Annotated in this window: 22 protein-coding genes; 17 read left to right on the top strand and 5 right to left on the bottom strand. The window is 66.8% G+C overall.

Annotated elements, in window-relative coordinates:
* The first annotated feature begins 5 nt into the window (after nucleotides 1–5).
* From G6N18_RS03025 to G6N18_RS02995, 7 genes are all read left to right on the top strand, one after another.
* Nucleotides 6–308: a 2Fe-2S iron-sulfur cluster-binding protein gene (locus G6N18_RS03025; RefSeq protein ID WP_083007267.1), complete on the top strand. Its 303-nt coding sequence runs from the start codon at nucleotides 6–8 to the stop codon at nucleotides 306–308.
* A 92-nt stretch (nucleotides 309–400) separates the two neighbouring features.
* Nucleotides 401–1,582, top strand: coding sequence for an acyl-CoA dehydrogenase family protein (locus G6N18_RS03020; protein ID WP_067223034.1), 1,182 nt, complete (start codon nucleotides 401–403; stop codon nucleotides 1,580–1,582).
* Nucleotides 1,583–1,593: 11 nt separating this feature from the next.
* Nucleotides 1,594–2,502 carry a biphenyl-2,3-diol 1,2-dioxygenase gene (bphC, locus tag G6N18_RS03015; protein WP_083007287.1) on the top strand — a complete coding sequence of 303 codons (909 nt, stop codon included), beginning with the start codon at nucleotides 1,594–1,596 and terminating at the stop codon, nucleotides 2,500–2,502.
* Entirely contained in the window at nucleotides 2,499–3,962 is a 1,464-nt protein-coding gene (locus G6N18_RS03010; protein WP_083007284.1) for an FAD-dependent oxidoreductase, read from the top strand. Before bphC ends, G6N18_RS03010 begins: the two co-directional genes overlap by 4 nt.
* A gap of 43 nt (nucleotides 3,963–4,005) precedes the next feature.
* Nucleotides 4,006–5,163 carry a zinc-binding dehydrogenase gene (locus tag G6N18_RS03005; protein ID WP_083007270.1) on the top strand — a complete coding sequence of 386 codons (1,158 nt, stop codon included), beginning with the start codon at nucleotides 4,006–4,008 and terminating at the stop codon, nucleotides 5,161–5,163.
* A 144-nt stretch (nucleotides 5,164–5,307) separates the two neighbouring features.
* On the top strand, nucleotides 5,308–6,147 hold the full coding sequence (locus G6N18_RS03000) for an IclR family transcriptional regulator (protein WP_083007272.1): 840 nt from the start codon (nucleotides 5,308–5,310) through the stop codon (nucleotides 6,145–6,147).
* The gene (locus G6N18_RS02995; RefSeq protein ID WP_083007275.1) at nucleotides 6,144–7,094 is read left to right on the top strand and encodes a LipP1 family hormone-sensitive lipase; all 951 of its coding nucleotides are present in this window, start codon (nucleotides 6,144–6,146) and stop codon (nucleotides 7,092–7,094) included. The genes G6N18_RS03000 and G6N18_RS02995 overlap by 4 nt, the downstream gene beginning before the upstream one ends.
* Here G6N18_RS02995 and G6N18_RS02990 read toward each other — a convergent pair.
* Nucleotides 7,049–8,260, bottom strand: a complete 1,212-nt coding sequence (locus G6N18_RS02990) for an NADH:flavin oxidoreductase (RefSeq protein WP_083007277.1) — start codon at nucleotides 8,258–8,260, stop codon at nucleotides 7,049–7,051. The genes G6N18_RS02995 and G6N18_RS02990 overlap by 46 nt on opposite strands.
* Nucleotides 8,261–8,359: 99 nt before the next feature.
* Here G6N18_RS02990 and G6N18_RS02985 point away from each other — a divergent pair, with 99 nt between their 5' ends.
* From G6N18_RS02985 to G6N18_RS02975, 3 genes are read left to right on the top strand one after another with little or no spacing between them, the layout of a single operon-like run.
* Nucleotides 8,360–8,701, top strand: a complete 342-nt coding sequence (locus tag G6N18_RS02985; protein WP_067223108.1) for a hypothetical protein — start codon at nucleotides 8,360–8,362, stop codon at nucleotides 8,699–8,701.
* On the top strand, nucleotides 8,694–9,320 hold the full coding sequence (locus tag G6N18_RS02980; RefSeq protein WP_109749597.1) for a Dabb family protein: 627 nt from the start codon (nucleotides 8,694–8,696) through the stop codon (nucleotides 9,318–9,320). The genes G6N18_RS02985 and G6N18_RS02980 overlap by 8 nt, the downstream gene beginning before the upstream one ends.
* Nucleotides 9,317–9,754, top strand: coding sequence for a nuclear transport factor 2 family protein (locus G6N18_RS02975; RefSeq protein WP_083007279.1), 438 nt, complete (start codon nucleotides 9,317–9,319; stop codon nucleotides 9,752–9,754). Before G6N18_RS02980 ends, G6N18_RS02975 begins: the two co-directional genes overlap by 4 nt.
* Nucleotides 9,755–10,105: 351 nt before the next feature.
* Here the strand turns inward: G6N18_RS02975 and G6N18_RS02970 are convergent, their stop codons facing one another.
* From G6N18_RS02970 to G6N18_RS02960, 3 genes are all read right to left on the bottom strand, one after another.
* Nucleotides 10,106–11,188 carry an IS110 family RNA-guided transposase gene (locus tag G6N18_RS02970; RefSeq protein ID WP_456152525.1) on the bottom strand — a complete coding sequence of 361 codons (1,083 nt, stop codon included), beginning with the start codon at nucleotides 11,186–11,188 and terminating at the stop codon, nucleotides 10,106–10,108.
* A gap of 95 nt (nucleotides 11,189–11,283) precedes the next feature.
* A complete protein-coding gene (locus tag G6N18_RS02965) occupies nucleotides 11,284–12,171 on the bottom strand; it encodes an SDR family NAD(P)-dependent oxidoreductase (protein ID WP_083000517.1) in 888 nt (295 codons plus the stop codon).
* Complete coding sequence (locus tag G6N18_RS02960) at nucleotides 12,168–14,096, bottom strand: flavin-containing monooxygenase (RefSeq protein ID WP_083000519.1); 1,929 nt, start codon at nucleotides 14,094–14,096, stop codon at nucleotides 12,168–12,170. Before G6N18_RS02960 ends, G6N18_RS02965 begins: the two co-directional genes overlap by 4 nt.
* Before the next feature lie 100 nt (nucleotides 14,097–14,196).
* Here G6N18_RS02960 and G6N18_RS02955 point away from each other — a divergent pair, with 100 nt between their 5' ends.
* The 4 genes from G6N18_RS02955 to G6N18_RS02940 all read left to right on the top strand — a co-directional run bounded on the left by G6N18_RS02955 (nucleotide 14,197) and on the right by G6N18_RS02940 (nucleotide 19,208).
* On the top strand, nucleotides 14,197–15,774 hold the full coding sequence (locus tag G6N18_RS02955) for an acyl-CoA synthetase (protein ID WP_083000520.1): 1,578 nt from the start codon (nucleotides 14,197–14,199) through the stop codon (nucleotides 15,772–15,774).
* Nucleotides 15,775–15,790: 16 nt separating this feature from the next.
* Complete coding sequence (locus G6N18_RS02950; RefSeq protein ID WP_407663549.1) at nucleotides 15,791–16,897, top strand: zinc-binding dehydrogenase; 1,107 nt, start codon at nucleotides 15,791–15,793, stop codon at nucleotides 16,895–16,897.
* 140 nt (nucleotides 16,898–17,037) lie between these two features.
* Nucleotides 17,038–18,195: an acyl-CoA dehydrogenase family protein gene (locus G6N18_RS02945; protein ID WP_234806111.1), complete on the top strand. Its 1,158-nt coding sequence runs from the start codon at nucleotides 17,038–17,040 to the stop codon at nucleotides 18,193–18,195.
* Nucleotides 18,192–19,208 (top strand): acyl-CoA dehydrogenase family protein, encoded by a 1,017-nt coding sequence (locus tag G6N18_RS02940; RefSeq protein WP_234806112.1) that lies wholly within the window; start codon nucleotides 18,192–18,194, stop codon nucleotides 19,206–19,208. Before G6N18_RS02945 ends, G6N18_RS02940 begins: the two co-directional genes overlap by 4 nt.
* Before the next feature lie 86 nt (nucleotides 19,209–19,294).
* On the opposite strand, the gene G6N18_RS02935 is transcribed toward G6N18_RS02940, so the two are convergent.
* Complete coding sequence (locus G6N18_RS02935; RefSeq protein WP_083000524.1) at nucleotides 19,295–20,734, bottom strand: HNH endonuclease signature motif containing protein; 1,440 nt, start codon at nucleotides 20,732–20,734, stop codon at nucleotides 19,295–19,297.
* Between the two features lie 187 nt (nucleotides 20,735–20,921).
* Between G6N18_RS02935 and G6N18_RS02930 the strand changes: the two genes are divergently transcribed.
* From G6N18_RS02930 to G6N18_RS02920, 3 genes are read left to right on the top strand one after another with little or no spacing between them, the layout of a single operon-like run.
* Entirely contained in the window at nucleotides 20,922–21,404 is a 483-nt protein-coding gene (locus G6N18_RS02930; protein ID WP_083000525.1) for a nuclear transport factor 2 family protein, read from the top strand.
* A 4-nt stretch (nucleotides 21,405–21,408) separates the two neighbouring features.
* Nucleotides 21,409–22,260 carry an SDR family oxidoreductase gene (locus G6N18_RS02925; protein ID WP_083000527.1) on the top strand — a complete coding sequence of 284 codons (852 nt, stop codon included), beginning with the start codon at nucleotides 21,409–21,411 and terminating at the stop codon, nucleotides 22,258–22,260.
* A complete protein-coding gene (locus tag G6N18_RS02920) occupies nucleotides 22,257–23,201 on the top strand; it encodes an alpha/beta hydrolase (protein WP_083000529.1) in 945 nt (314 codons plus the stop codon). Before G6N18_RS02925 ends, G6N18_RS02920 begins: the two co-directional genes overlap by 4 nt.
* The last annotated feature ends 98 nt before the right edge of the window (nucleotides 23,202–23,299 follow it).

Genomic DNA, 23,299 nt, shown 5'->3' with positions numbered 1-23,299 from the left:
TCCACATGTCTCGAGCCGAAGCGTGTGGCACGCGAGTCGACGCCACCGTCGCCGTCGACCTGGACGGCGCTCGCCACCAGCTGCGATGGCCGCGCGACAGGACCCTCGTCGACGTGTTGCTCGATGCGGGCATCGACGCGCCCCACTCGTGTCGCGAAGGGCACTGCGGGTCGTGTGTTGCGACCGTGGTGTCCGGCGAGGTCGACATGGACACGTGCGACATCCTCGAACCCGCGGATCTCGCCGAAGGCCTCATCCTGGGCTGCCAGGCCCGACCGGTCAGCGATGAGGTCCGGATCGAATACTGACGCCGATTCTCGTCCGCTGACCGGGATTCGGCCCCGTACGGACGCCGTCTGCGATAGACCATCAATCAGGCCCACACAGTTAGGACATCAGCATGAGCGAGCGCGTACTCGACCGGGTGATTGAGATGGCCGACCAGTTCACAGAACAAGCGGTCGAGGCCGAGAAGATCGGGCGGTTGACCGACACCACGGTCAAGGCGATGAAGGCCGCGGGCTCGATCCGCCTGCTGCAACCGAAGAAGCACGGCGGCTACGAGGCCCATCCGCGGGAGTTCGCCGAGACGGTGATGGCGACCGCGGCGCTGGACCCCGCGGCGGGCTGGATCAACGGTGTGGTGGGGGTGCATCCGTATCAGCTCGCCTATGCCGACCCGCGGGTGGGCGAAGAGGTCTGGGCCGACGACATCGACACGTGGATGGCATCGCCGTACGCGCCGCAGGGTGTCGCGAAGCCGGTCGATGGCGGCTATCTCTTCAACGGCCGGTGGCAGTTCAGTTCCGGCACCGACGCGTGTGACTGGATCATCTTGGGCGCCATGCTGGGCGACGCCGACGGCAAGCCGTTGATGCCGCCGCAGATGCTGCACATGATCCTGCCGCGCTCGGACTACGAGATCGTCGAGGACTCCTGGGACGTGGTGGGCCTGCGCGGCACGGGTTCCAAGGACGTCATCGTGCGCGACGCCTTCGTGCCGGAATACCGCACGATGGACGCGACGAAGGTGATGGACGGAACCGCCCAGCGCGAAGCGGGCATGACCGAACCGCTCTACCTGATGCCGTGGTCGACGATGTTCCCGTTGGGCATCTCGGCCGCGACGATCGGGATCGCCGAGGGCGCTCTGGCCGCGCACCTGGATTACCAGCGTGAGCGGGTCAACTCCAGCGGGGTGGCGATCAAGGACGATCCGTACGTCATGTACGCCATCGGCGAGGCGGCCGCGGACATCTACGCCGCGCGCCAGGAGTTGCTGACCAACGCCGATCGCATCTACGACATGGTCGCCGCGGGTAAGGAAGTCAGCTTCGAGGACCGCGCCGCCGGTCGCCGCACGCAGGTGCGGGCGGTCTGGCGCGCGGTGTCGGCGGTCGACGAGATCTTCGCCCGCTCGGGCGGTAACGCCGCACGCATGGACAAGCCGCTGCAGCGGTACTGGCGCGACGCGCACGTCGGGCAGGCCCACGCAATCCATGTGCCCGGCACCGTGTACCACGCGTCGGCACTGAGCTCGCTGGGCGTGGACCCGCAGGGCCCGCTGCGGGCGCTGATCTAGTGGGGATCCCGATGAGCGATCTGAAAAGCCTTGGCTACGTTAAGGTTCAGGCCACCGACATCGAGCGGTGGCGTCATTTCGCCTTCAAGGTGCTCGGCTTCGCCGAGGGTTCGGGCCCGGACAACGACGCCCTGTACCTGCGAATGGACGAGCGCGCCGCCCGCATCATCGTGGTGCCCGGCGACGTGGACAAGATCGTCACGGTCGGTTGGGAAGTGCGCGACCACGCCGCGTTGAAGCGGGTCAAGGCCACGCTGGAAGGCGCGGGTGTGGCGGTCAAGGAACTTTCTCTGGCCGAGGCCGATGCCCGGCGCGTGGAAGAAGTGATCGCATTCGACGATCCCGCGGGCACGTCGACGGAGGTCTTCCACGGCGCAGTCCTCGACCACAGCCCCGTGGTGACGCCGTTCGGCGCCCGGTTCGTCACCGCTGACCAAGGACTCGGCCATGTGGTGCTGCCCGCCCTCGATGTGCCGGGACTGTTCGACTTCTACACGGAAGTCCTCGGATTCAAGTCCCGCGGCGCGTTCCGGGTGCCGACACCACCGGAGTTCGGCCCGCTTCGCGTCCGGTTCCTCGGCATCAACGAGCGCCACCACAGCCTGGCGATCTGCCCCGCGATGACGCTGCGCGATCCCGGCGTGATTCATCTCATGGTGGAGGTCGACAGCCTCGACGCCGTCGGCCAAGCGCTGGACCGGGTGAACAAGGACGGCTTCCAGTTGTCCTCGACGCTGGGCAGGCACACCAACGACAAGATGGTGTCGTTCTACGTGCGCGCACCCGGCGACTGGGACATCGAGTTCGGCACCGACGGCATGCGCGTCGATGAAAATCATTACACCGCTGAGGAAATCACGGCCGACAGCTACTGGGGCCATGAATGGGTGTCGGACCTGCCGGCGGCCATGCGGCCATGACCGTCGACGACGTCACTCCCCTGCCCGCTTCGGAGATCGCGCGCTGGGACGACGAGGCCGATGTCGTCGTCGCCGGATTCGGTATCGCCGGTGCCGCCGCGGCGGTCGAGGCCACCCGTCACGGTGCCGACGTCCTGGTCCTCGAACGCACCGGGTCGTGGGGTGGCGCGGCGTCGATGGCCGGTGGCTTCATCTACCTCGGCGGCGGTACTCCGATCCAAAAAGCTTGTGGCTTCGATGATTCCGTCGAAAACATGATGGCATTCCTCAACGTCGCGATGGGGCCCGGTGCCGACGAAAAGCGCATCGCCGACTACTGCGAGGGCAGCCTGGACCACTTCGACTGGTTGGTCGAGAACGGCGTGGTGTTCAAGCCCGAATTCTTCGGCGAGCCCGGATGGGAGCCGATGGGCGACCAGGGCCTGATGTTCAGCGGCGGTGAGAACTCCTACCCCTTCAACACCATCGCCATGCCGGCGCCGCGCGGCCACGTCCCGCAGATGTCGAACAAGGTGCAGGGCGAGTCGAGCGCCGGGTACATGTTGATGAAGCCAATCGTCGAAACGGCCACGGGCGCAGGGGCGCGGGCGTTGTACGACGTGCGGGTGCAGCGATTGATTGTCGAGTCCGACGGCCGCGTGGTCGGCGTCGTCGCACGCCGCTACGGCGAGGACGTCGCCATTCGGGCGCGCCGCGGTGTGGTGCTGGCCATGGGCAGCTTCGCCTACAACGAGGCGATGGTCGCGCAGTACGCCCCACGCATAGCCGGGCGTCCCGCCGCGTCGATCGAGCAGCACGACGGGCAGGCCATCCGGATGGCGCAGGCGCTGGGCGCCGATCTCGCGCACATGGACGCCACCGAGGTCGCGATCTTCATCGATCCGCAACAGTTGGTCCGCGGGGTTCTGGTCAACGGCCGCGGGCAACGCTATGTCGCCGAGGACACCTACCCCGGACGCGTCGGCCAACTCACCCTCTATCACCAGGACAACACCGCGTACCTGGTCATCGACGGCGATGCGCAGGAAGAGGCGATGGCATCCCTGTCGCCGCAGATGATGATGCGTCCCGCCAGCTGGGTGTGCGACACCGTCGCCGAACTCGAAGCCGAGATCGGCCTGGCGCCCGGCTCGCTGCAGGCGACCGTGGCGGCTTACAACGCGGGGGCGGCCAACGGCGAAGACCCGCTGCTGCACAAGAAGCCGCAGTGGCTGCGTCCGATCGGAACGCCCGTGGGCGCGATCGACCTTCGCGACAGCACGGGCGGCTTCACGCTCGGCGGACTGCTGACCTCGTTGGCCGGCGAGGTGCTTCACGTCAGCGGCGAACCCATCGCGGGATTGTTCGCCGCCGGCCGCTGCACCGCTGGCCTGGCTGCGTGGGGCTACGCGAGTGGCGTGTCGCTCGGCGACGGCAGCTTCTACGGCCGCCGGGCGGGACGCAGCGCCGCCCGGGCCTGAGATTCGCGGGTCCTCTGCCGCGCGTATGGGAGAGGATGCACGGATGAAAGCCGTCAGCTGTGAGCACGGGAACCTGTCGGTCGTCGACCTGGCGACACCGCAACCCGCGCGCGGGCAACTGTTGCTCGAGGTGCGACGATGCGGGATCTGCGGATCGGACCTCCATGCGAAGGACCACGCCGATGAACTGACCGGCGTGATGGACGAGATGGGCTATCCCGACTTCATGCGCGGCGACACGCCTGTCGTGTTGGGCCACGAGTTCTGCGGCGAGGTCCTCGAGCGCGGCCGAGGTGCCGCCAAGGAGTTCAAGGCGGGCACCGCGGTGGTCTCTTTCCCGTTGTTGCGCGCATCCGGCGGGGTACACCTGACCGGGTTGTCACCGCTGGCGCCGGGCGGCTACGCCGAGCGGGTTCTCGTCGAGGCCGCGATGAGCTTCGTCGTCCCGAACGGGCTGGACGTGGACACCGCGGCGCTGACGGAGCCGATGGCAGTAGCGCTACATGCGGTGCGCCGCAGTGAGATTCGCCGCCGCGACACCGCGATCGTGATCGGCTGCGGGCCGGTCGGCCTCGCGGTGATCTGCCACCTGAAGGCGCTCGGCGTGCAGACGATCGTCGCGAGCGACTTCTCCACCACCCGCCGCGAGATGGCGTCGCTCTGCGGTGCGCACGTCGTGGTGGATCCCGGCGTCGAATCTCCATACGCTGCCACCGAACAATCCGGCGCCATCACCCGGGCTCCAGAACTCTATGAATTGGGCGTGGGCTCGATGGAGAAGTTGCGCCGACTGCCCGGTTGGTCGCACCTCTACCGCATGGCCGACGCTGTCGGCGCTGCGAGTCCGAAGCGTCCAGTGGTCTTCGAATGTGTCGGCGTGCCCGGCGTGATCGACGGCATCGTCGGCGCGGTACCCGTGCAGACCCGGGTCGTCGTGGTCGGGGTGTGCATGGGCACAGATGCGATCCGGCCCGCCATGGCGATCGGCAAGGAGATCGACATGCGGTTCGTGTTCGGATACACGCCGCTGGAGTTCCGCGACACGCTGCACATGCTCGCCGACGGCAAACTGGACGCCTCGGTGCTCGTCACCGGCACGGTCGGACTGAACGGTGTGGCTCGGGCCTTCGAGGTGCTCGGAACCGCCGAGGCCCACGCGAAGATCCTCATCGATCCGCGGAGCACGGCTGTCGCACCCTAGGCCGTCGTCCAGAATCCCCAGCTCAGGCGCGTGTTCGACGACACACCGCCACCGAACGTGTGACAGGCTGCACATTTGTGCTACAAATAGTCATATTCCTATTAGGAATGTGAATCGTCGTTACAGCAGCCGCCCGGAGGCCTCATGACACCGCCTGTTGAAACCCCCAGCGCAGTGATCGATCGCGTATCGCTCGTTCTCGACGCCTTCGACGGTCCTGGCCGGTTGACGCTGGCCCAGATCGTCCGGCGCACCGGGCTGCCCCGCTCCTCGGCGCACCGCATGCTCGAGCGCCTGGTCCAACTGCGCTGGCTTCGCCGCAGTGGACGGGACTACGAACTGGGCATGCGCCTGGTGGAACTGGGCTCGCTGGCCGTGCATCAGGATCGGATGCACCGCGCCGCGGTCCCATTGCTGCACGATCTGCATCGTGCGACCGGCCTCGTCGTCCACTTGGCCGTCCTCGACGGATCCGACGTCGTGTATCTGGAGAAGATCGGCGACGGGATGAGCGCGGCGCTGCCCAGCCGTGTAGGCGGGCGCCAGCCGGCACACTGTTCGGCCGTCGGCAAGGCGATGCTGGCCTTCAACACCGACGCCTGGGACGGGGTCGACCTCTCGAACCGCCGCACCCGGTACTCCATCAGCACGGCGGCGCAGCTGTCGACCGAACTGGCAAAGGTGCGGGCGCACGGGGTCGCGTTCGACCGCGAAGAGTCGCTGGCCGGATTCGGTTGTGTGGCAGCGGCTATCGGCGGACCGAACGATGCGGTCGCCGCCGTGTCGGTATGCGGACCGATGAGCAGGATGGCGTTCGACCAACGTCTGGTGGCGCCGGTGCGGATGACCGCGATGGGGATCTGGCGCAACGTCGAAGACGGCCCCAAGCGCGTGGCCCCGACGCTGCAGCAAGCTCGACCGCTTCGTGGCGGACCGACATTGCGGCCGGTGGCCGGGCGGGAACCGGCGCTGCAGTACGCGTGAACCTCGACCCCCAGATCGCCTCGCTGATCGAGGCGCTCGACTCCGGGTTTCCGCCCGTGCACACGATGACCGGCGCCGAAGCGCGTGCGGCGATTCGAGCGCGTCTGGTTCCTCCGGCGGACCCCGAACCGGTTGGCGCGGTAAAGGACTTGCAGATTGCCGGCGCCGACGGCCCGATCGCGGTGCGGATATACCGGCCGTCCGCGGCGCGGCCGTTGCCCGTGGTGGTGTATGCGCACGGCGGAGGTTTCGTGTTCTGCGACCTCGACAGTCACGATGGCTTGTGCCGAAGTCTCGCGAATCTCGTTTCCGCCGTGGTTGTCTCGGTCGACTACCGGCTTGCTCCGGACCACCGCTGGCCCGCCGCGGCCGAAGACCTGTACGCGGCGACGCGGTGGGTGGCGGACAACGCCGCAGAGATCGGTGGCGACGCGAACCGCATCGTCGTCGGCGGCGACAGCGCGGGTGGCAATCTCGCGGCGGTGGCAGCGCTGATGGCCCGGGACCGCGGCGCGCCGGCGCTGGCCGCTCAGCTACTGCTGTATCCGATGATCGCTGCCGACTTCGACACAGAGTCGTATCGCTTGTACGGCAAGGGTTTCTACAATCCGCGGCCTGCGCTGCAGTGGTACTGGGACCAATATGTCCCGTCGCACTCGGACCGCACGCATCCTTACGCCTCGCCGCTGCACGCGAACCTCGATGGCCTGCCGCCAGCGGTGGTCGTGATCGCGGGTCACGATCCGCTGCGCGACGAAGGCGCCGCATATGCGGACGCGTTGGCGGCCGCGGGCGTTGCGACCGTGCGATGCGACTTCGACGGCGGCATCCACGGATTCATGACGATGCCGATGCTCGACATCGCGCACGAGGCCCGGCGGCGGGCGGGCCGGGAACTGCGTCAGTTGCTCGCCGGCTCGCCGGATAGCTCGGCCGTCGCCCTGTAGCGCTGATCGGGATCGAGCACGCAGTGCGTGCGCCCGAACACCGTGACCATGCACTTGTTGTTGTGCGTACACCGACTGCGCGCACCGGGATCGGCGATCATCGTGTTGACGAGATCAGGCTCGCGCAACAACGCTCGGCCCATCGCGACGAAGTCGAAGCCCTCGTGCAGACCTGTTTGAATGTGGTCGCGGTTCGTGATACCGCCCAGCAGAATCAGTTTGGTATAGCGGACCACGGGCACGAACTGCCGTGCCGCGTCGAGCATGTAGAGGTCGCGGTACGGATAGCTGCCCATGACGCGCTTACCCGCCAACCGGACGCCCGGGCGCAGCGCATTCGGCATCACCTTTGCGAACTCCTTGACCGGCACGTCGCCGCGGAACAAGTACATCGGCTTGTACACCGACGAGCCCTGGGTGAGCTCGATAGCGTCGAGCGTGGCATCGCCGTCAAGCAACTGAACCGTGCGTAGCGCCTCGTCGATCCAGATGCCGCCGGGCATGCCGTCGTCCATGTTCAGCTTCGCGGTCACGGCGATCTGGTCCCCCACGACCTCACGCACCCGCGCCGCGATCTCACGCACGAACCGCGACCGGTTGTCGATCGAGCCGCCGTAGCCGTCTTTGCGCCGGTTGATCAACGGGCTCAGGAAGGAGCTCGGCAGGTAGAGATGCCCGAAATGGAGTTCGACGGCGTCGAACCCAGCGTCGACCGCCACCTGTGCTGCTGCTGCGAATTGTTCCGTGACGGCGGTGATCTCGTCGCGCGTGATCTCTCGGCAGTACGCGAACGACGTCGGGTTGACGAACCGGCTGGGGGCCACCGCGGTGACGCCGGTCAGCCGCTTCTGCGCGACGACGCCGGCGTGGCCGAGTTGCGCCGAGATCGCCGCACCCGCGCCGTGCACCGCGTCAGCGAGCCTCCGAAGCCCCGGCAGCGCCGCCGGGCTCATCACGATCTGTCCGGGCGCACTGGCACCTTGTTTCGACACGCAGCAGTACGCAACCGTCGTCATACCCACGCCGCCCTCGGCGAACGCGACGTGGAAGTCGATCAGATCGTCGGTGACCATGCCGTCGGGCGATCGGCCCTCGGAGGTCGCCGCTTTGATCACGCGATTGCGCAGCGTCACCGGCCCGAGCCGTGCCGGGTCGAACGGATTCATGGCACCACGATGCCGTCCGGATCAGGCATCCGAACGGGGCAATCCCGATGGATGGGAACGGACAGCATCATGCCGCTGGGCCCGCATATCGTCGGACCCATGGGCGCCGTTTATGTCGTCGATCGCGTCATCACCCGGCCGGGGTGCGCCCGAGAGTTCGTCGACACTTACCTCGCCGAATACGCGCCAGGGGCAAGAGAACGCGGGATGACGTTGCGCGAGATCCTGGTCAGCCCGCCGATTTGGTTCGAGGACCAGTCGAACGTCGTCACGGCGACCTGGACGCTGCCCAGCCCGCGGGCCTGGTGGGAGATGACGTGGCAGGGCCGGCCGGACCCGTCAATCGGGCAGTGGTGGGAGGGCGTTGCCGAGTTGATTGTGGAGCGAACCCGCAATGTCGCGGCGGCGGCCGACGACGTCGACGGGATGGGCGATGTTTAACGTCGTCCGACTGATCGACACCGCGGACGACACGGCCCGCGACCGCCTGGTTGAGGAACTGCGCGATGCGGCGAGCAACAGCGGTGCGGAGCGGGCGCTGGTTCAGCCGACGCTGCCCGGCGTGCGCAACGGCGGCGATCTCCTCATGCATCTGCGGTTTCGACGTGCGGCCGAATGGGCCTCGATTGCTGCGTCATTCGACGCCATGCTGTCGGGGCCTGCGGTTGGCCAGGTCAACGGCGCCACCTATACCGGCAGCGCGATCACCGCTTCGGAATGCCGAGGCAGCGTCTACCGGACGCTGCTGTTGCGGGTGCAACCGGACACCGATGAGGCGACAGTCGCGCGGTTCGAAGCCGATCTTCGGCTACTCCCCCGATATGTCACGTCGATCTGCACATGGCAACTCAGCCGTGTCGAGTCGGCGGTCGGAACCTCGCCGTGGACCCATGTCTTCGAGCAGGAGTTCACCGATGTCGAGAGTCTGATGGGCCCGTATCTCATGCATCCGATCCACTGGGCCTACGTCGATCGCTGGTTCGACCCGGAATGCCCTGAGGTCATCGTGCGTGACCGCGTCTGCCACAGCTTCTGCGATCGTCGGAGTGAGTCACGATGAATCCTGATGCGCTGCAGCGTCTTCTCGACGAGCGCGACATCGAGCGCGCGCTCTACACCACCGCACGGGCGATGGACGACCATGACTGGTCGGCTGTCGCCGAGGTGTTCGCCGATGACGCGACGGGCGACCTTGGCACGGGACCGCTCGTCGGCAGTGGCGCCATCGTCGCGCTCATTCGGAGCTATCTCGACGCCTGCGGTCCGACCCAGCATCTGCTGGGCAACGTGATCGTCGACGTCGCGGGTGACTCCGCGGTTTCGCGGGCTTACGTTCACGACCTGCATCTGTCCGCCGACGGTGCGGAGCGCTTCTACACCATGGGCGACTATCGCGACCGCTGGGAACGGCGGGCGGGCCGGTGGCGAATCGTCGAGCGCATCAAGGTCAACCGCGCACACGTCGGCCCGCTCGAGAGCGTCTTCGGCGGGTGATTTCGGTGCCTTACCACTCGCTCAGCGACCGGTAGCGCACCGAAATCGCTGATATGGGGGGCGGTTTGTCAAGTGGGCAGGGTGAGGCGGCGGCCGCAACCGTCGTCGCGGCCGCCGCTTCGTTGACCAGGTGAGCAGCCGTTGGTGTCGAGCGTGTCTTATCGACGCGTGTCAGTCTGATATGCGCGGGTTGGTTACCGCAGGACGGGTCTTCGAGTCGGAGTGGATCGCAGGTCTACTGATCGAGCGTGATCAACTTGCAGGGCAACATGATTGCTCATAGCGATTTTCGCGGGTCACTCCAAGACGCTTGCCGACACCTCGATACGCCCACCTGGACGATCGGTGGCCTCAGTCCTCCATGACGGCCAATGACCAGCACCAGCCGGCCAGCTCGCGAGCGATGGCGGCGTTGGCCACCACGGGGCGTTTGCGGCGTTCGTTGAATCGCACCCAGCGGGCGTGCAGTCGTCGGTTGGCGTGCTGGCCGCGGGCCCGTGCCGCCGCCGAGGCGGCATCCCAGCGTCGTCGCATCACCTCGCCGGGCCGATACGCTGGCCGGTGATGCCAGGCCGCCTCGATCAGCAACCGGCGTGCGTGGGTGTTGCCGGTACGGGTCAGCCCGCCCTGGGTCCGATTGTCTCCCGTGGAGTACTCGCAGGGCACCAGCCCGAGATAGGCGCCGATCGAGCGGCCGGTCAGCCGATGCCAGTCACCGATTTCGGTGGCCAACCCGAACGCCGTCAACGTGGAAACACCGCGCAGACACCCCAGCCGCGTCACCACCGGGGTGAACGTGGAATCGGCGGCCATCGCGGTGATGGCTGCATCGAGGCGGTCACGGCGAGCGGTGGTGGTCAGCATCGTGTCGAAGGCGGTGTCGTAGGCGATCGCCAGCGCGGGGTCGTCGAACCGCTGGCTTTGCAGCCATCGCTCGTGATTGCGCGACCAGGCCGTCCCGCCGTAGTAGACGATGCCCCGGCGCAGCAGCAGCTTCGAGAGCCGGTTGCGTGCGGCCATCAGATCTTTGCGGCAGGCCTCACGCGCGCGGAACAGATCGCGTGCGGATTCCTGCTCAACACTAGGGATCTCGACTTCCACAATTTCGCCCAAATGTAACAACCGGGCCAGATGGCGAGCATCGCGTTTATCGGTCTTGACTCGATCACCGACCGGACGCTGCAGCTTCGACGACGCGGCGACCGAACACCTGATCCCGGCGGCGTTGATGCTGCGCGCCAACACAAACCCCGTCGGGCCGGACTCGTAGGTCGCGGCCACCGGACCCGGAAGGTCGTTCAGCCACGCCACGATCTCGCCGTGATCCGGGGTCAATCGCCGCTCGAAGAGCTCTCCGGTGTCACCATCAAGACCGCACGCAACCACCGAACGTGCGTGCACATCCAAACCAACACTCGTACGCTGAACCTTCACTGGGGCCTCCCACATCTGTGGCTCTACCGGCCAGGACCACTTCCTGACGGCAACCCACGTTCACATGTGAGCGAGGCCCCAGCCCCCCATACCGTCTACATGCCAGCCGGGAGGATGTTGGGGTTCGCCGTCGCGGGCGGTTCCAGCGGCGGCAGCACCGTCGCACCGTCGAGGCTGTGCACCGCAAGCCGTTGCGACCACGGATAGTGCAGGCTGAACGCGACCAGACCGGTGCGTTCGGCCGCCGGCCGGTGGCACATCGCCAGCACCGTCTCGGCCAGGTACTCCACCGGTTCGGTCGGAAAGGAGTCGGGAATCAGTTGGGACGCACCGGGTGTACGAATCGCGGTGGACGGGCCGACGCAGTTGACCGCGATGTCGTCGTCGAGCAGTTCGGCCGCAACACCCTGGGTGAACCGGTGCAGCGCGGCTTTGCACGACGCGTAGATGACGTCGCCCGACGTCTTGTTGTATTCCCGGTACGGCCGCACCGGTGCGATGCCGGTCACCGACCCGATGTTGACGATCCAGCCCGCGCCCTGCTTGCGCATGTGTGGCACGGCGGTCTTGGTAAGCACGAACGGCGTGCGTAGGTAGTGCTCGAGGGTGCGGTCGAAAGTGTCGAGAGCCATGTCCTCGACCCGCGCGTAGTCGGCGAAGCCCGCATTGTTGACCAGGATGTCGAGTCCACCGGTGTGTTCGACGACCTCGTCGACCAAACGCTCGCGCTGCTCGGGGTTTTCGAGGTCGGCGGCGATCCCGAGCGCTTTGCCACCAGCGTGCTCGATCAACTCGATGGTCTCGGCGATTGTGCCCGGCAACGCAGTCACCGCGCCACCGCGCACCGACGCCGAGGGTTCGAACGAACGGGCCGTCACGACGACCGTGGCGCCTTCGGCCGCGAGTCGTTGCGCCACAGCACGCCCGATGCCACGGCTGCTGCCCGTGACGAGCGCTGTCCTACCTTCCAGCAATCCAGTCATGACAGCTCGAAGTGTTCTTCGATGGGCGCCCGATGCTGGTGCCACACGTCGACCAGGCGATACGGCGTGGCTACCACGACACGGCCCGAACCCGACCGGTAGTAGGTGTGTGCGTTCGGCGTGTGGCACCACACTGTCCGGGACATTGCGTCGTCGATCTGGTCGACGTACTCGTCGTAGGCCTCGCGCGTGACCTCCATGGCGGAGGCCTCACGCAGCGCCATCAGATGCAGGCATTCGATGATGTAGTGCGCCATCACTTCCATCGAGAAGTTCGCGCCGGCCCCGTGACCGGGACTGTAATTCGGCGCCGAATTGATGAACATGTTGGGAAAACCGGGCACCGTGCCGCCGCGGTACGCGCGTGGGCTGTCGCGCCACTCATCTTGCAACGTCCGACCGCCGCGACCACGGATGTCAACCGTGGACAGGAAGTCGAGATGGTATCCGGTGGCGTAGATGATGACGTCCACGTCGATCTGCCTGCCGTCCTGCGTGACAATGCCTTTCGGGTTCACCGCGGCCGGTTCGCTGGCCTCCACGTCGACGTGGTCTCGCGTCAGCGCCGCGTAGTAGCCGCCCGGGTCGCGAATGATCCGCTTACCGTAGGGCGCGAAATCCGGTGTCACCTTCTTCGCCAGTTCGGTTCCCTCACCGAAGGTTTCGGTGATGTAGGTCAGGCACATCTGCAGAAGTACGTCGTTGGCCTGCGAGATCGACAGGTGGTCCTTGGCCCACTCGGGATCCCGCAGGATGACGGGATAGTTGTTGTCGGCGGTAGCCCAGTACGACTTCAGCCGGTGCCAGTTCGCGTAGTACGGCAGGTGGCGGCCCAGGAATCGACGGTGCTCCGGAACGTCGTCGGACGGCCGCTTGCGCGGCGCGACCCAGTGCGGCTGTCGTTGGAAGACCGTCAGATGCTCGACCTCGTTCACGCAGGCGTCGACGATCTGCACGGCAGTGCATCCTGCGCCGATGATCGCCACCCGCTTGCCGGTCAGGTCGAGCGACGGGTCCCACTGCGCCGAGTGAATGCTGATGCCCTCGAAGGTCTCCCGCCCCTTGAGGTCCGGCCACCGCGGGCGGTTGAGGTAGCCCGCGGCCGTGACCACCACCGTGGCGTGGCTGACGTCGCGGTTGCCGTTCCGGTCGACCGCGTGGATCTGCCATTGCTTGCGCTCGTCGTCCCACCACAGAGCTTCCACCTCGGTACCGAACCGGGTGTGCTCGCGCAGGCCGTACTTGTCGGCGAGGGCAACCAAATAGCTCTGGTACTCCGCGCCCTGCGGGTAGTAGCTCGACCAGTCGGGATTCACTTCCCGCGACAGCGAGTAGTACGCCGACGGAGTGTCCACCCCGATCCCGGGATACCTGGTCGTCAGCCAGGTGCCGCCGACTTCGTCGTTGCGGTCGAAGATCTGGTAGCGCACACCAGCGTCGGCGGCGGCGAGCGCGGTGATGATGCCGGCGATCCCGGCGCCGATGATCGCCACTGTCGTGGTCTCCGGGATCGGCACCGTGCGCGGCAGCGTCGGTTGGGACAGTTGGAAACCGCCCTGTTCGAGCAGCAGTGGAACGAACTCGTCCTCGACGTCGGAACCGAGTGCCAGCGGCAACAGCCGGGCGAACAGTACCGGGTCGTCGGGCGCCGGGGCGTCTGGAGGCCGCGGAGAGTCGATCGCCTCGATCACGGCCGTGACGAGCGCGTCCCTGGTGTCGGCATCGGTGGTGCCCGCGCGCTCGGGCGGATCCGGCACGTGGGTGATCTTGGGTCCGTACCGGTCGACGACTGATGGATCGCCCGTCAGCTGCGCGAGCACCGCGACCAGCACACCAGCGTCCGCATCGCGCAGGTGCGCCCTCAGTTCGTCGCGGTCGACCGTCGACTCCGGGTGCGTCGGCCTGGCTTGAGCATCAGCAGTCACGTCGTCGAGTATCGGAGCGCAACAGTCCGGCGAGCACCGTCCTGCCTACTGAGCGGGACACCAGCCGGTGACGCACCGGCGCCGGCCATACGCTGCGGCCATGCAACCGGACACGGTGGTAGACCAGGCGCGCCGTCACACGCTGGGCGACATCCCCCGCCGGTCGGCCCGTAAGCAGCCGGACAAGGTCGCGATCATCGACGGCGACGTCGCCCTGACGTTCGCCGAATTCGACCACCTGGTGGATAGAGCAGCGGCGGCGTTGCGGGACAACGGTTTCTCCCCGGGCGACCGAGTGGCGCTGTTGGCGCACAACTGCTGGCAGTACGCCGTGCTGGCGTTCGCCACCGCCCGCGCCGCAGTGGTGCTCGTCCCGATCAACTTCATGCTCACGGCCGAGGAGATCTCCTACATCCTGGCCCACAGCAAGGCCAGCGGATTCATCGGCGAAGCCGATCTGATCCCGACGGCCGAACAGGCGATGCGGCTCGGCGGTGAGGTGCGCACGACGGTCGCGCTGATGCCCGCCGGCCAACCCGCACCAAAAGGCTGGGGCGACTTCGCGCAATGGCTGACCACCACCACGGCCGCCCCGGCACCGCCCATCGAGGACGACCAGCTGCTGCGGCTGATGTACACCAGCGGAACCGAGTCGCGTCCGAAGGGCGTGATGCACACCAGCCGCAGCCTGATGTGGCAGTACATCAGCACGATCGTGGCCGGTTCGATGTCGGGTGACGACGTCGAGATCCACTCGCTGCCGCTCTACCACTGCGCGCAACTCGACAACTTCCTCGCCACCGACATCTACCTCGGCGCCACCAGCATCATCCTGCCCAGGCCAGACCCCGAGACGGTGCTGCGCACGATCGCCCGCTACGGGGTGACCAACTACTTCGCGCCGCCGACTGTGTGGATCAGCCTGCTGCGCTGCCCCCTGTTCGACGCGGTGGATCTGTCCAGCCTGCGCAAGGGCTACTACGGCGCCTCGGCCATGCCGATCGAGATCCTCAACGAGATCCGGGAGCGACTGCCGAACCTGCGGTTGTGGAACTTCTACGGGCAGACCGAGATGGCGCCGCTGGCGTCCGCACTGGGACCCGACGAACAGGAGGCACACGGCGGCGCGGCCGGGCGCCCGGTGGTCAACGTCGAGACGACCATCCTCGACGAGCACGACCAGCACGTCGGAACGGGCGTCGTCGGTGAGATCGCCCACCGCAGCCCACATCTGATGTTGGGCTACCTCGACGAGCCCGCCAAGACGGCCCAAGCGTTCCGCGGCGGCTGGTTCCACTCCGGTGATCTCGGGTACTACGACGAGCACGGCCTGCTGCACGTGGTGGACCGCAAGAAGGACATGATCAAGACCGGCGGTGAGAATGTCGCCAGTCGCGAGGTCGAGGAAATCCTCTACCGGCACAGCGGAGTACAGGAAGCAGCCGTGTTCGGTGTCCCGCACGCGACCTGGGTGGAATCCGTGGTGGCCGCGGTGGTGGCACGCAACGGCGTCACGCTGACCGAGGACGACGTCATCGCGCACTGCCGCGAACATCTCGCCGGCTTCAAGACGCCCAAACACGTCTTCTTCGTCGACACGCTTCCCAAGAACCCGAGTGGCAAGCTGCTGAAACGCCAACTGCGCGAACGCTTCGGCTCTGAAACGCTCACCCACTGAAGGGATCACCCCGGCTGTGTTCACAGGACGTATCGCACGGTTCGACGCGCCCGGACAACCGTTCGAGATCGAAACCGTCAGCTTGCCCGAGGCCGGGCCAGGCGAGATTCTGATCAGGGTCACCCGCACCAACATCTGCGGATCCGATCTGCACGCCTGGCACGGAACCTTCGCGACAACCGGACTCGGTGGTCAGCTGCCCACCGTGCTGGGCCACGAAATGGTCGGTGAAGTCGAGGCTCTCGGCCACGGCGTCACCGCCGACTCCAACGGCATGCCGCTACAACGCGGTACAAGGGTCGTGTTTCCCTACTTCTTCTCGTGTCACCACTGCCGCAACTGTCTGAAGGGTCGGCGCAATGCCTGCCTGAACCTCACGATGGCGATGCTGGGCCGCGCCGACGAACCACCGTATTTCGTGGGCGGCTACGGCGACTACTTCCTGCTGCCCAGCGGCGCGGTGGTCTACACCGTGCCCGACACCGTGTCCGACGAGATCGCTTCGGGCGCGAACTGTGCTTTGTCCCAGGTGATGTACGGCTTCGAGCGCGTCGATCAGCAGCTTGGAGAAGTCGTTGTGGTGCAGGGCGCCGGCGCGCTCGGCTTGTACGCCGTCGCCGTGGCGAAGGCGCGCGGAGCGAGCCTCGTTATCGCGATCGATGGAGTGCCCGAGCGCCTGGAGTTGGCGACGGCGTTCGGCGCCGACGCGGTGATCGACATCAACGAGGCCGCCACGGTGAAGGATCGGGCGAAGATCGTGCGCAGGCTGACGGACGGGCACGGCGCCGACGTGGTCGTCGAGGTGGTCGGCCATCCGTCGGCCATCGACGAAGGTCTCAAGATGCTCGGCCAGTTCGGCCGCTATGTGGAGATCGGCAACATCAACGTGGGCAAGACATTCGAATTCGATCCGTCCCGGTTCGTGTTCGCCAACAAGACGATGGTCGGCGTCTCGCTCTACGACCCGCCTGTGCTCTCCCGCGCACTCACCTTCCTGGAGCAACATCAGGACAAGCTGCCACTGGAACGCCTTGCAGCAGCGCACTATCCGCTCGACGACATCAACGAGGCGTTCGCGGCCGCGGACGGCAAGCGCGACGTCCGCGCCAGCATCGTCCCCTGACCGTTGACAAGATCATGCACGACTACCCGCGTAAAACGCTGTCCATCGACGCCATGGAAAGACCCTGCTGCAAGAATCACGGCACAGGCAGCGCATCAGCCGGTGGCGGAGCCACCAGTGACCCAGAAGTGGAGGAGCCAGTGACGTCGCAGGTTTCGCTCCCCCGGCTGGTACCGCCCGCCACCGTCGAGCCGGCAACCACGGAACCCCTGCGCGCCGAGGTCCGCGCCTTCCTGGCCGAGCAGCGCGCCGCGGGCACGTTCAGCCCGTCAGTCGATGCCTGGCTGACCGGGTGGGACGAGAAGTTCACGGCCGCGCTCGCCGCCAAGGGCTGGCTCGGTATGACGGTGCCCGTCGAGTACGGCGGCCACGGGCGCTCGTTCGTCGAACGCTTCGTGGTGACCGAGGAACTGCTCGCCGCCGGGGCACCCGTGGCCGCGCACTGGATCGCCGATCGGCAGATCGTGCCGTCGCTGTTGAAGTACGGCACCGAACTGCAGAAGTCGGAGTTCCTGCCGAAGATCGTGCGCGGCGAGTGCTACTTCGGCATCGGGATGAGCGAGCCCGACTCCGGTTCTGACCTGGCGAGCGTGCGGACGAAAGCGGTTCGCGTCGACGGTGGTTGGAAGCTGACCGGCACCAAGGTGTGGACCTCCGGGGCCCACCACGCGCACGCGTTCATCGCGCTGGCACGCACCGCGCCGGTGGATCCCGACAATCGGCACGCCGGACTGAGCCAGTTCATCATTGATCTCCGCGCGCCGGGAGTGGAGATCCGGCCGATCATCTCGATGAACGGTGCCCACCACTTCAACGAGGTGGTCCTCGATGCGGCTTTCGTGCCCGACGCAATGGTGTTCGGTGCCATCGGCGACGGCTGGCGACAGGTGACTTCGGAACTGGCCTTCGAGCGCAGCGGACCCGAGCGGTTCCTGTCCACGTTCGTGCTGCTCGCCTCGTGCGCCGAACACATGGCGTCGCAGCGCATCTCCCCCGATGCCGACCTCGGGTGGCTCGTGGCACGCATCGCCGGCCTGCACCAGATGTCGACCGCGGTGGCAGGTGCACTGGAGCGACACGCCCCCGCCGATGTGCCCGCGGCTGTCGTCAAGGTACTCGGCACCACCACCGAGGGCGATATCGCCGAGTTCGCGGGCGAGTTCGACGACGGCGACATCGATCCGGCGTTCACGGAACTGGTTTCGGCTGCGGCGGATCAGCGGCCGGGTTTCACGCTGCGTGGCGGAACCAACGAAGTGCTGCGCGGCGTGATCGCGCGCGGATTGGGTCTGCGATGACCGAGAGCTCGATGATCGGCGTCGACCGGGCCCTGGTCGACATGATGGATGCCGTCTTCGCCGAGTATCGCGGGACTCAGCCGCAGGCAGACGATCGACTGTCGCGACAACTCGTCGAGCTTGGACTGGCGCGGCTGACCGGACCGGAGGAGGCCGGCGGTAGCGGGGCCGGCTGGTACGAGGCCGCCGAATTGCTGTCCGCCGCGGCCCGTCACGGCGTGCGAGTTCCGTTGGCCGAACACGACTTGCTGGCGTGCTGGCTGTTGGACGCGACCGGGCTGCCCAGCACCGGCGCCGTGCGCACGGTGTGTCTGCTGGACGAGCACGGCGCGTCCCGCGGTGTGCCATGGGCGGCGGGCGCTGAGCGGATCGTGGTGGTGTGGAATGCCGGCGGCGAGTACCGTGCCGCCGACGTCGACACCGAAAGGCTGGCCGTCACTGCAGGCTTCAACACGATCGGCGAACCGCGCGACACCGTCACCGCCGACGTCTCGATCCTGGACGGGACATCCGTGCCCGCGGACCTCGTCACTCAGCTGTGGCTGAAGTCGGCACTCGTGCGGGCGATTCAGGTGTGCGCGGCGCTCGATCGGATAGTGCAGCTGTCCGTCGAGCATGCGACGTCGCGTGTTCAGTTCGGTCGCCCGTTGGCCCGCTTCCAGGCCGTGCAGCATCTGATCGCCGATCTCGCCGCCGAGGCCGCACTTGCTCGGGCGGCGACCGAGGCCGCACTGACGACGGCCGTGAGCACCGACTGGTCGGGACAAAGCCTCGAGTTCCGTGTCGCCGCGGCCCGTTCGTGCGCCGGACATGCGACGTCGGTCGTGGTGCGCAACGCGCACCAGGTGCACGGCGCGATTGGCACCACGCAGGAGCACCGGTTGCACGAGTTCACCCGGGCGGCGCTGGCCTGGCGCTCGGAGTTCGGTTCAGTCCGGTACTGGGACCAGCGGGTGACCGACGCAGCGCTGGCGGCGGGCGCGTCCGGTCTGTGGAACCTGGTCACCGGCTGACTCGACGAATCAAGGTCAGCGGAACGCGCGCCCATCACAGCAAGTACTCGAGCCCCAATCGGCTGTCTATACCGATCGCGGCGTTGTCACGCGGCGTCGGGTGTCGGTCCTGCCCGACCTTCGTTGTCGCCGTTCGAGGTCCGTCCGTCGACGACTTCGTCGGTTATGTCGTCGGGCGGTCGGTGAAGACGCTCGGGCCGATGGTATTCGTTGACGCGGGCTTGCCCTGTGTCGAGCTGTGGGGGTGGGATCCACTCGACGTCGTTGTCTTCGTTGATCCGTGTTTGCCAACCGCCTGGGCCGACCATGCGGTTATCGGGACCACACGCCAAACCGAGTTCGTCGACATTTGTTTGTCCGTCGTCGGCCCAGTCGCGATCCGCGTGATGGGCTTGGCAACCATAGGCGGGCACGGTGCAGCCCGGCTTCGTGCAGCCGCCGTCGCGGGCGATGAGCACGATCCGCTGAGCCGGCGAGGCCACGCGCCGAGCGCGAAACAAGTCCAGCGCCGACCCGGTCGCCTTGTCGAACACCGCCAGGTAATGGTTGGCGTGTGCGGCCATCCGGATCACGTCGGCGATGGGGATGACGGTGCCCCCACCGGTGACGCCAACTCCAGCCCGGCTCTCCAATTCCTGCAGTGTGGTGCGGACGATGATCGCGGCCGGTAACCCGTTGTGCTGGCCCAACTCACCGCTTTCCAGCACGCTGCGCCCGACCGCGACCAGCGCGTCGTGCTGACGCTGCGCCAGACTGCGGCGGTCGTTATCGATCTGGGCCTGTGTCGGCGTACCCGAAACGCAGGGCTGCTCGTCGTCAGGGTTGCACATGCCCGGCGCCGCCCACTTCGCGAAGATCGCCTCATATATCGCCCAAGCTTCGGGAGTCAGATTGCCTCTGAACGGGACCATCTTGTCGGATCCCTGCGGTCCCTTCGACACGCCGCGACGCCGCGCGCGCTCGGTGTCATCGGGTTCGGGACCATCCTGGTCGAGCAGGAACAAGATGCGCTCGGCGTTGTCCTTCAATTCCTTCGGTCCCACGCCGATCGCGGTGCGCACCAGATCGACTTCGATCTGGGCGCGGGTGTGAGCGTCGACGGCGGCCGGGATGCGCTCCATCGCCTCGCACACGACCTTGACATGCTCGCGGTTGATCGACCCGTGGGCTTGGGCTAGCGCGGTGCAGGGCAACTCCGGCTCGAGCGGTTCACCGGTCAGTGTGCGGCGTGGCGCCAACTGGGCGGCCTCGTCGAGCCGGCGGCCAGCCTCGCTGGTCGAGATGCGCCACCGGATCGCCAGCACGTCGCGCCAAGACTTGGCCCCCATTTCGGTGGCGGTGGTCTCGGTTTGCAGACGCGCCAACATGCGATGGCTCTGCGCCGGCAGGCGGCAGCCGAGGGTTTCGAGTTCGTCGAGCGCGTCGATCAGGTCAGACTTGGTGAGCGCCTCGATGGGCAACGCGGCCAGTTCGTCGTATGCGGCGCGCAGCGCGGCAACTGTGGCCTGCACCGCTTCCGAATTCATGACTCGAACATATGTGCGAATTTTAAGAAGTCCGCGACGTATTTCTGAAAAGTTCCATGAGAGGCCGCCGCAAATTGTTCCAACGCTTCGGAGCCGAGCTTGCCGACAGCGTTGCGAGTGAGTGGCGACGTTCCGCTGACCGGACACCACGGTGTCGCCCCAGAGCCTTTGGCGGTTCACTGCAACGGTGAGCAACGAGATTTCACTGTCCGAACTGCAGGAGTTCATCGCCGCCTACTGGTACGCCTACGACGAGGCGCACTACGACGAGATGGCGGCGGCTAAGGCCGAGGACATGCGGTTCATCACCCGCAGCGATTCGGGTGCAAGCCCATTCGAGGAGCTGATGTCGCCCGAACTGCACGGCCGCGACGCCGTCATGGAGTGGCTCACCGACCACCGCAAGCAGAGCCCCTACCCGCTGCGTCACCACGCCACCAACCTGCACCGCACCGGCACCGACGGCGGGGCCACCCGCGCCCGCTTCTATATCTTCGTCAACCAGATCGCGAACTTCGTGCCGTTCGCGGTGTCCAGCGGTGTCGCCGAAGTCGCGGTGCGCCGCGGCGCCAGCGGGCTCGAGTTCACCGAGATGGAGATGGTTCTCGACACCACCAACTCGGTGCTGCTCTCCGAACTCGCCGCCGAGACCGCAGCATCCGGCAGCTAGTTCGGTGACCGCTCGCGAGACCTTCTCCGGCGGCGTTGCGGTCATCACCGGCGCCGGTAACGGGATCGGTGCCGGTCTGGCCCGCCATGCCGCCGAGTTGGCGATGACGGTGGTATTGGTCGACATCGACGCTGCCGCGATCGCCGCCCTTCGCGACGAACTGCCCGGCGCGGTCGACATGGTGTGCGACGTGCGCGACGCCGATGCCATGGAAAGACTTGCCGCCCGGGTGTACTCCGAGGTCGGGCCGGTGCGGTTGTTGGTCAACAACGCCGGCGTGGAGCAGTTCGGCTACCTGTGGGACACGCCCGTCGCCAATTGGGATCGGTTGGTGGCGATCAACATCAGCGGCGTGTTCTACGGGGTGCGCGCGTTCCTGCCGCACATGCTGGCTGCCGACACACCGTCGTGGGTGTGGAATCTGTCGTCGATCGGTGGCGTGGCGGCCGTGCCGTTGCAGGCGCCGTACATCATGAGCAAGCATGCGGTGCTCGCACTCACCGAATGCCTACGCCTGGAAGTGGAATCGGCCGGTCACGCCGACCGGATCCATGTTCAGGCGGTGCTGCCCGGGGCCGTGAAGTCGAACATCTTCGATGCGGCGGGCGGCGTCGACGGTGGTGATGTCCGGGCGGCCGAGTCGCAGCGGTCGGCCATGATGGACATCAAGGCCGAGGCGATGGACCCGATCGAGGCGGCACGAGTGGTGTTCGAACAGTCGGCCGCCGGCGACTTCTATCTGCTGACCCAGCCCGAATACGTCGGCAACGCGATGGCCGAGCGCGCCGACATCCTTGCCAACCGCCGTCCGCCGGTATTGCGCACCAAGCGTCGATTCGATCCGGCACATCGATGACCACATCGAAGGCAGCTGCGCCGATGCTGGATCGGGACGCCGCCGCACGCGTCGCGGAGTTCGGTGTGGTGCCTCCGATGCGTCAACGCGGACTCGCCGCGGTCCGCGACGCGCTGGAATCGGCTCCCCGCCCGCCCATGCCGGAGATGGCCGAGGTGGAAGACCGGATGATCGACGGGCCGGTCGGTGAGATACCGCTGCGTATCTACCGGCCTCGCCCGGATCCGGCGGCCCCGGCGATGGTGTACTTTCACGGCGGCGGCATGGTGCTCGGTTCGAACCACTCGTTCGAACCGTTGGCGCGCAATCTCGCCGACAAGTCCGGCGGCACCGTGGTTTCCGTCGAATACCACCTCGCGCCCGAGGCACCTCCGCCGGCCCAGTTCGACGATGCGTACACCGCGACGTCATGGGTAGCGGCACACGCCGGCGAACTCGGCATCGATGCGAGTCGACTGGCGGTGGCCGGCGACAGCGCGGGCGGCACCCTGGCCGCCGCCGTTGCGCTGGCCGCCCGGGATCGCGGCGGGCCGAGCCTGTTCGCCCAGGTGCTGATGTATCCGGGCCTCGACAAGGATCTGACGGTGCCGTCGGTCAGAGCCCAGCCCAACGCTCCGATGCTCTCCCTCGTCGACATCGAGTACATGCATGAGCTGGCCCACGGCCCCGATCATCCGTACGCGGTACCCGCACATGCGAATGACCTGTCCGGGCTGCCGCAAGCCATTGTGGTGACCGCGGCGGCCGACCCCATTCGCGACTGGGGCGAGCTTTACGCCCAGCGACTGCAGGACGCCGGAGTGCAGACCACCGTAACCCGTTATCCCGGTGCGTATCACGGCTTTCTGATGCGCTCGGACGTCACCGCGCGAGGCCGCTTGGCGGTGGCCGAAATCGGCGCGCTGATGCGTGCCAAGTTCGCCAACCCACTGCCGTTCTAGCGCGAGCAGGAATGCGCCGAGACAACGGCTTCTGAGGGATTTCGGTCGATTTTCGTCAATAACCGTAGTCTCGGCGGGGAATGCGTGTCCCGATCACT

This window comes from Mycolicibacterium celeriflavum (assembly GCF_010731795.1).
Taxonomy (GTDB): domain Bacteria; phylum Actinomycetota; class Actinomycetes; order Mycobacteriales; family Mycobacteriaceae; genus Mycobacterium; species Mycobacterium celeriflavum.
Note: the sequence above shows the minus strand (reverse complement) of the source record. Positions and strands in the feature narration are given on the sequence as shown.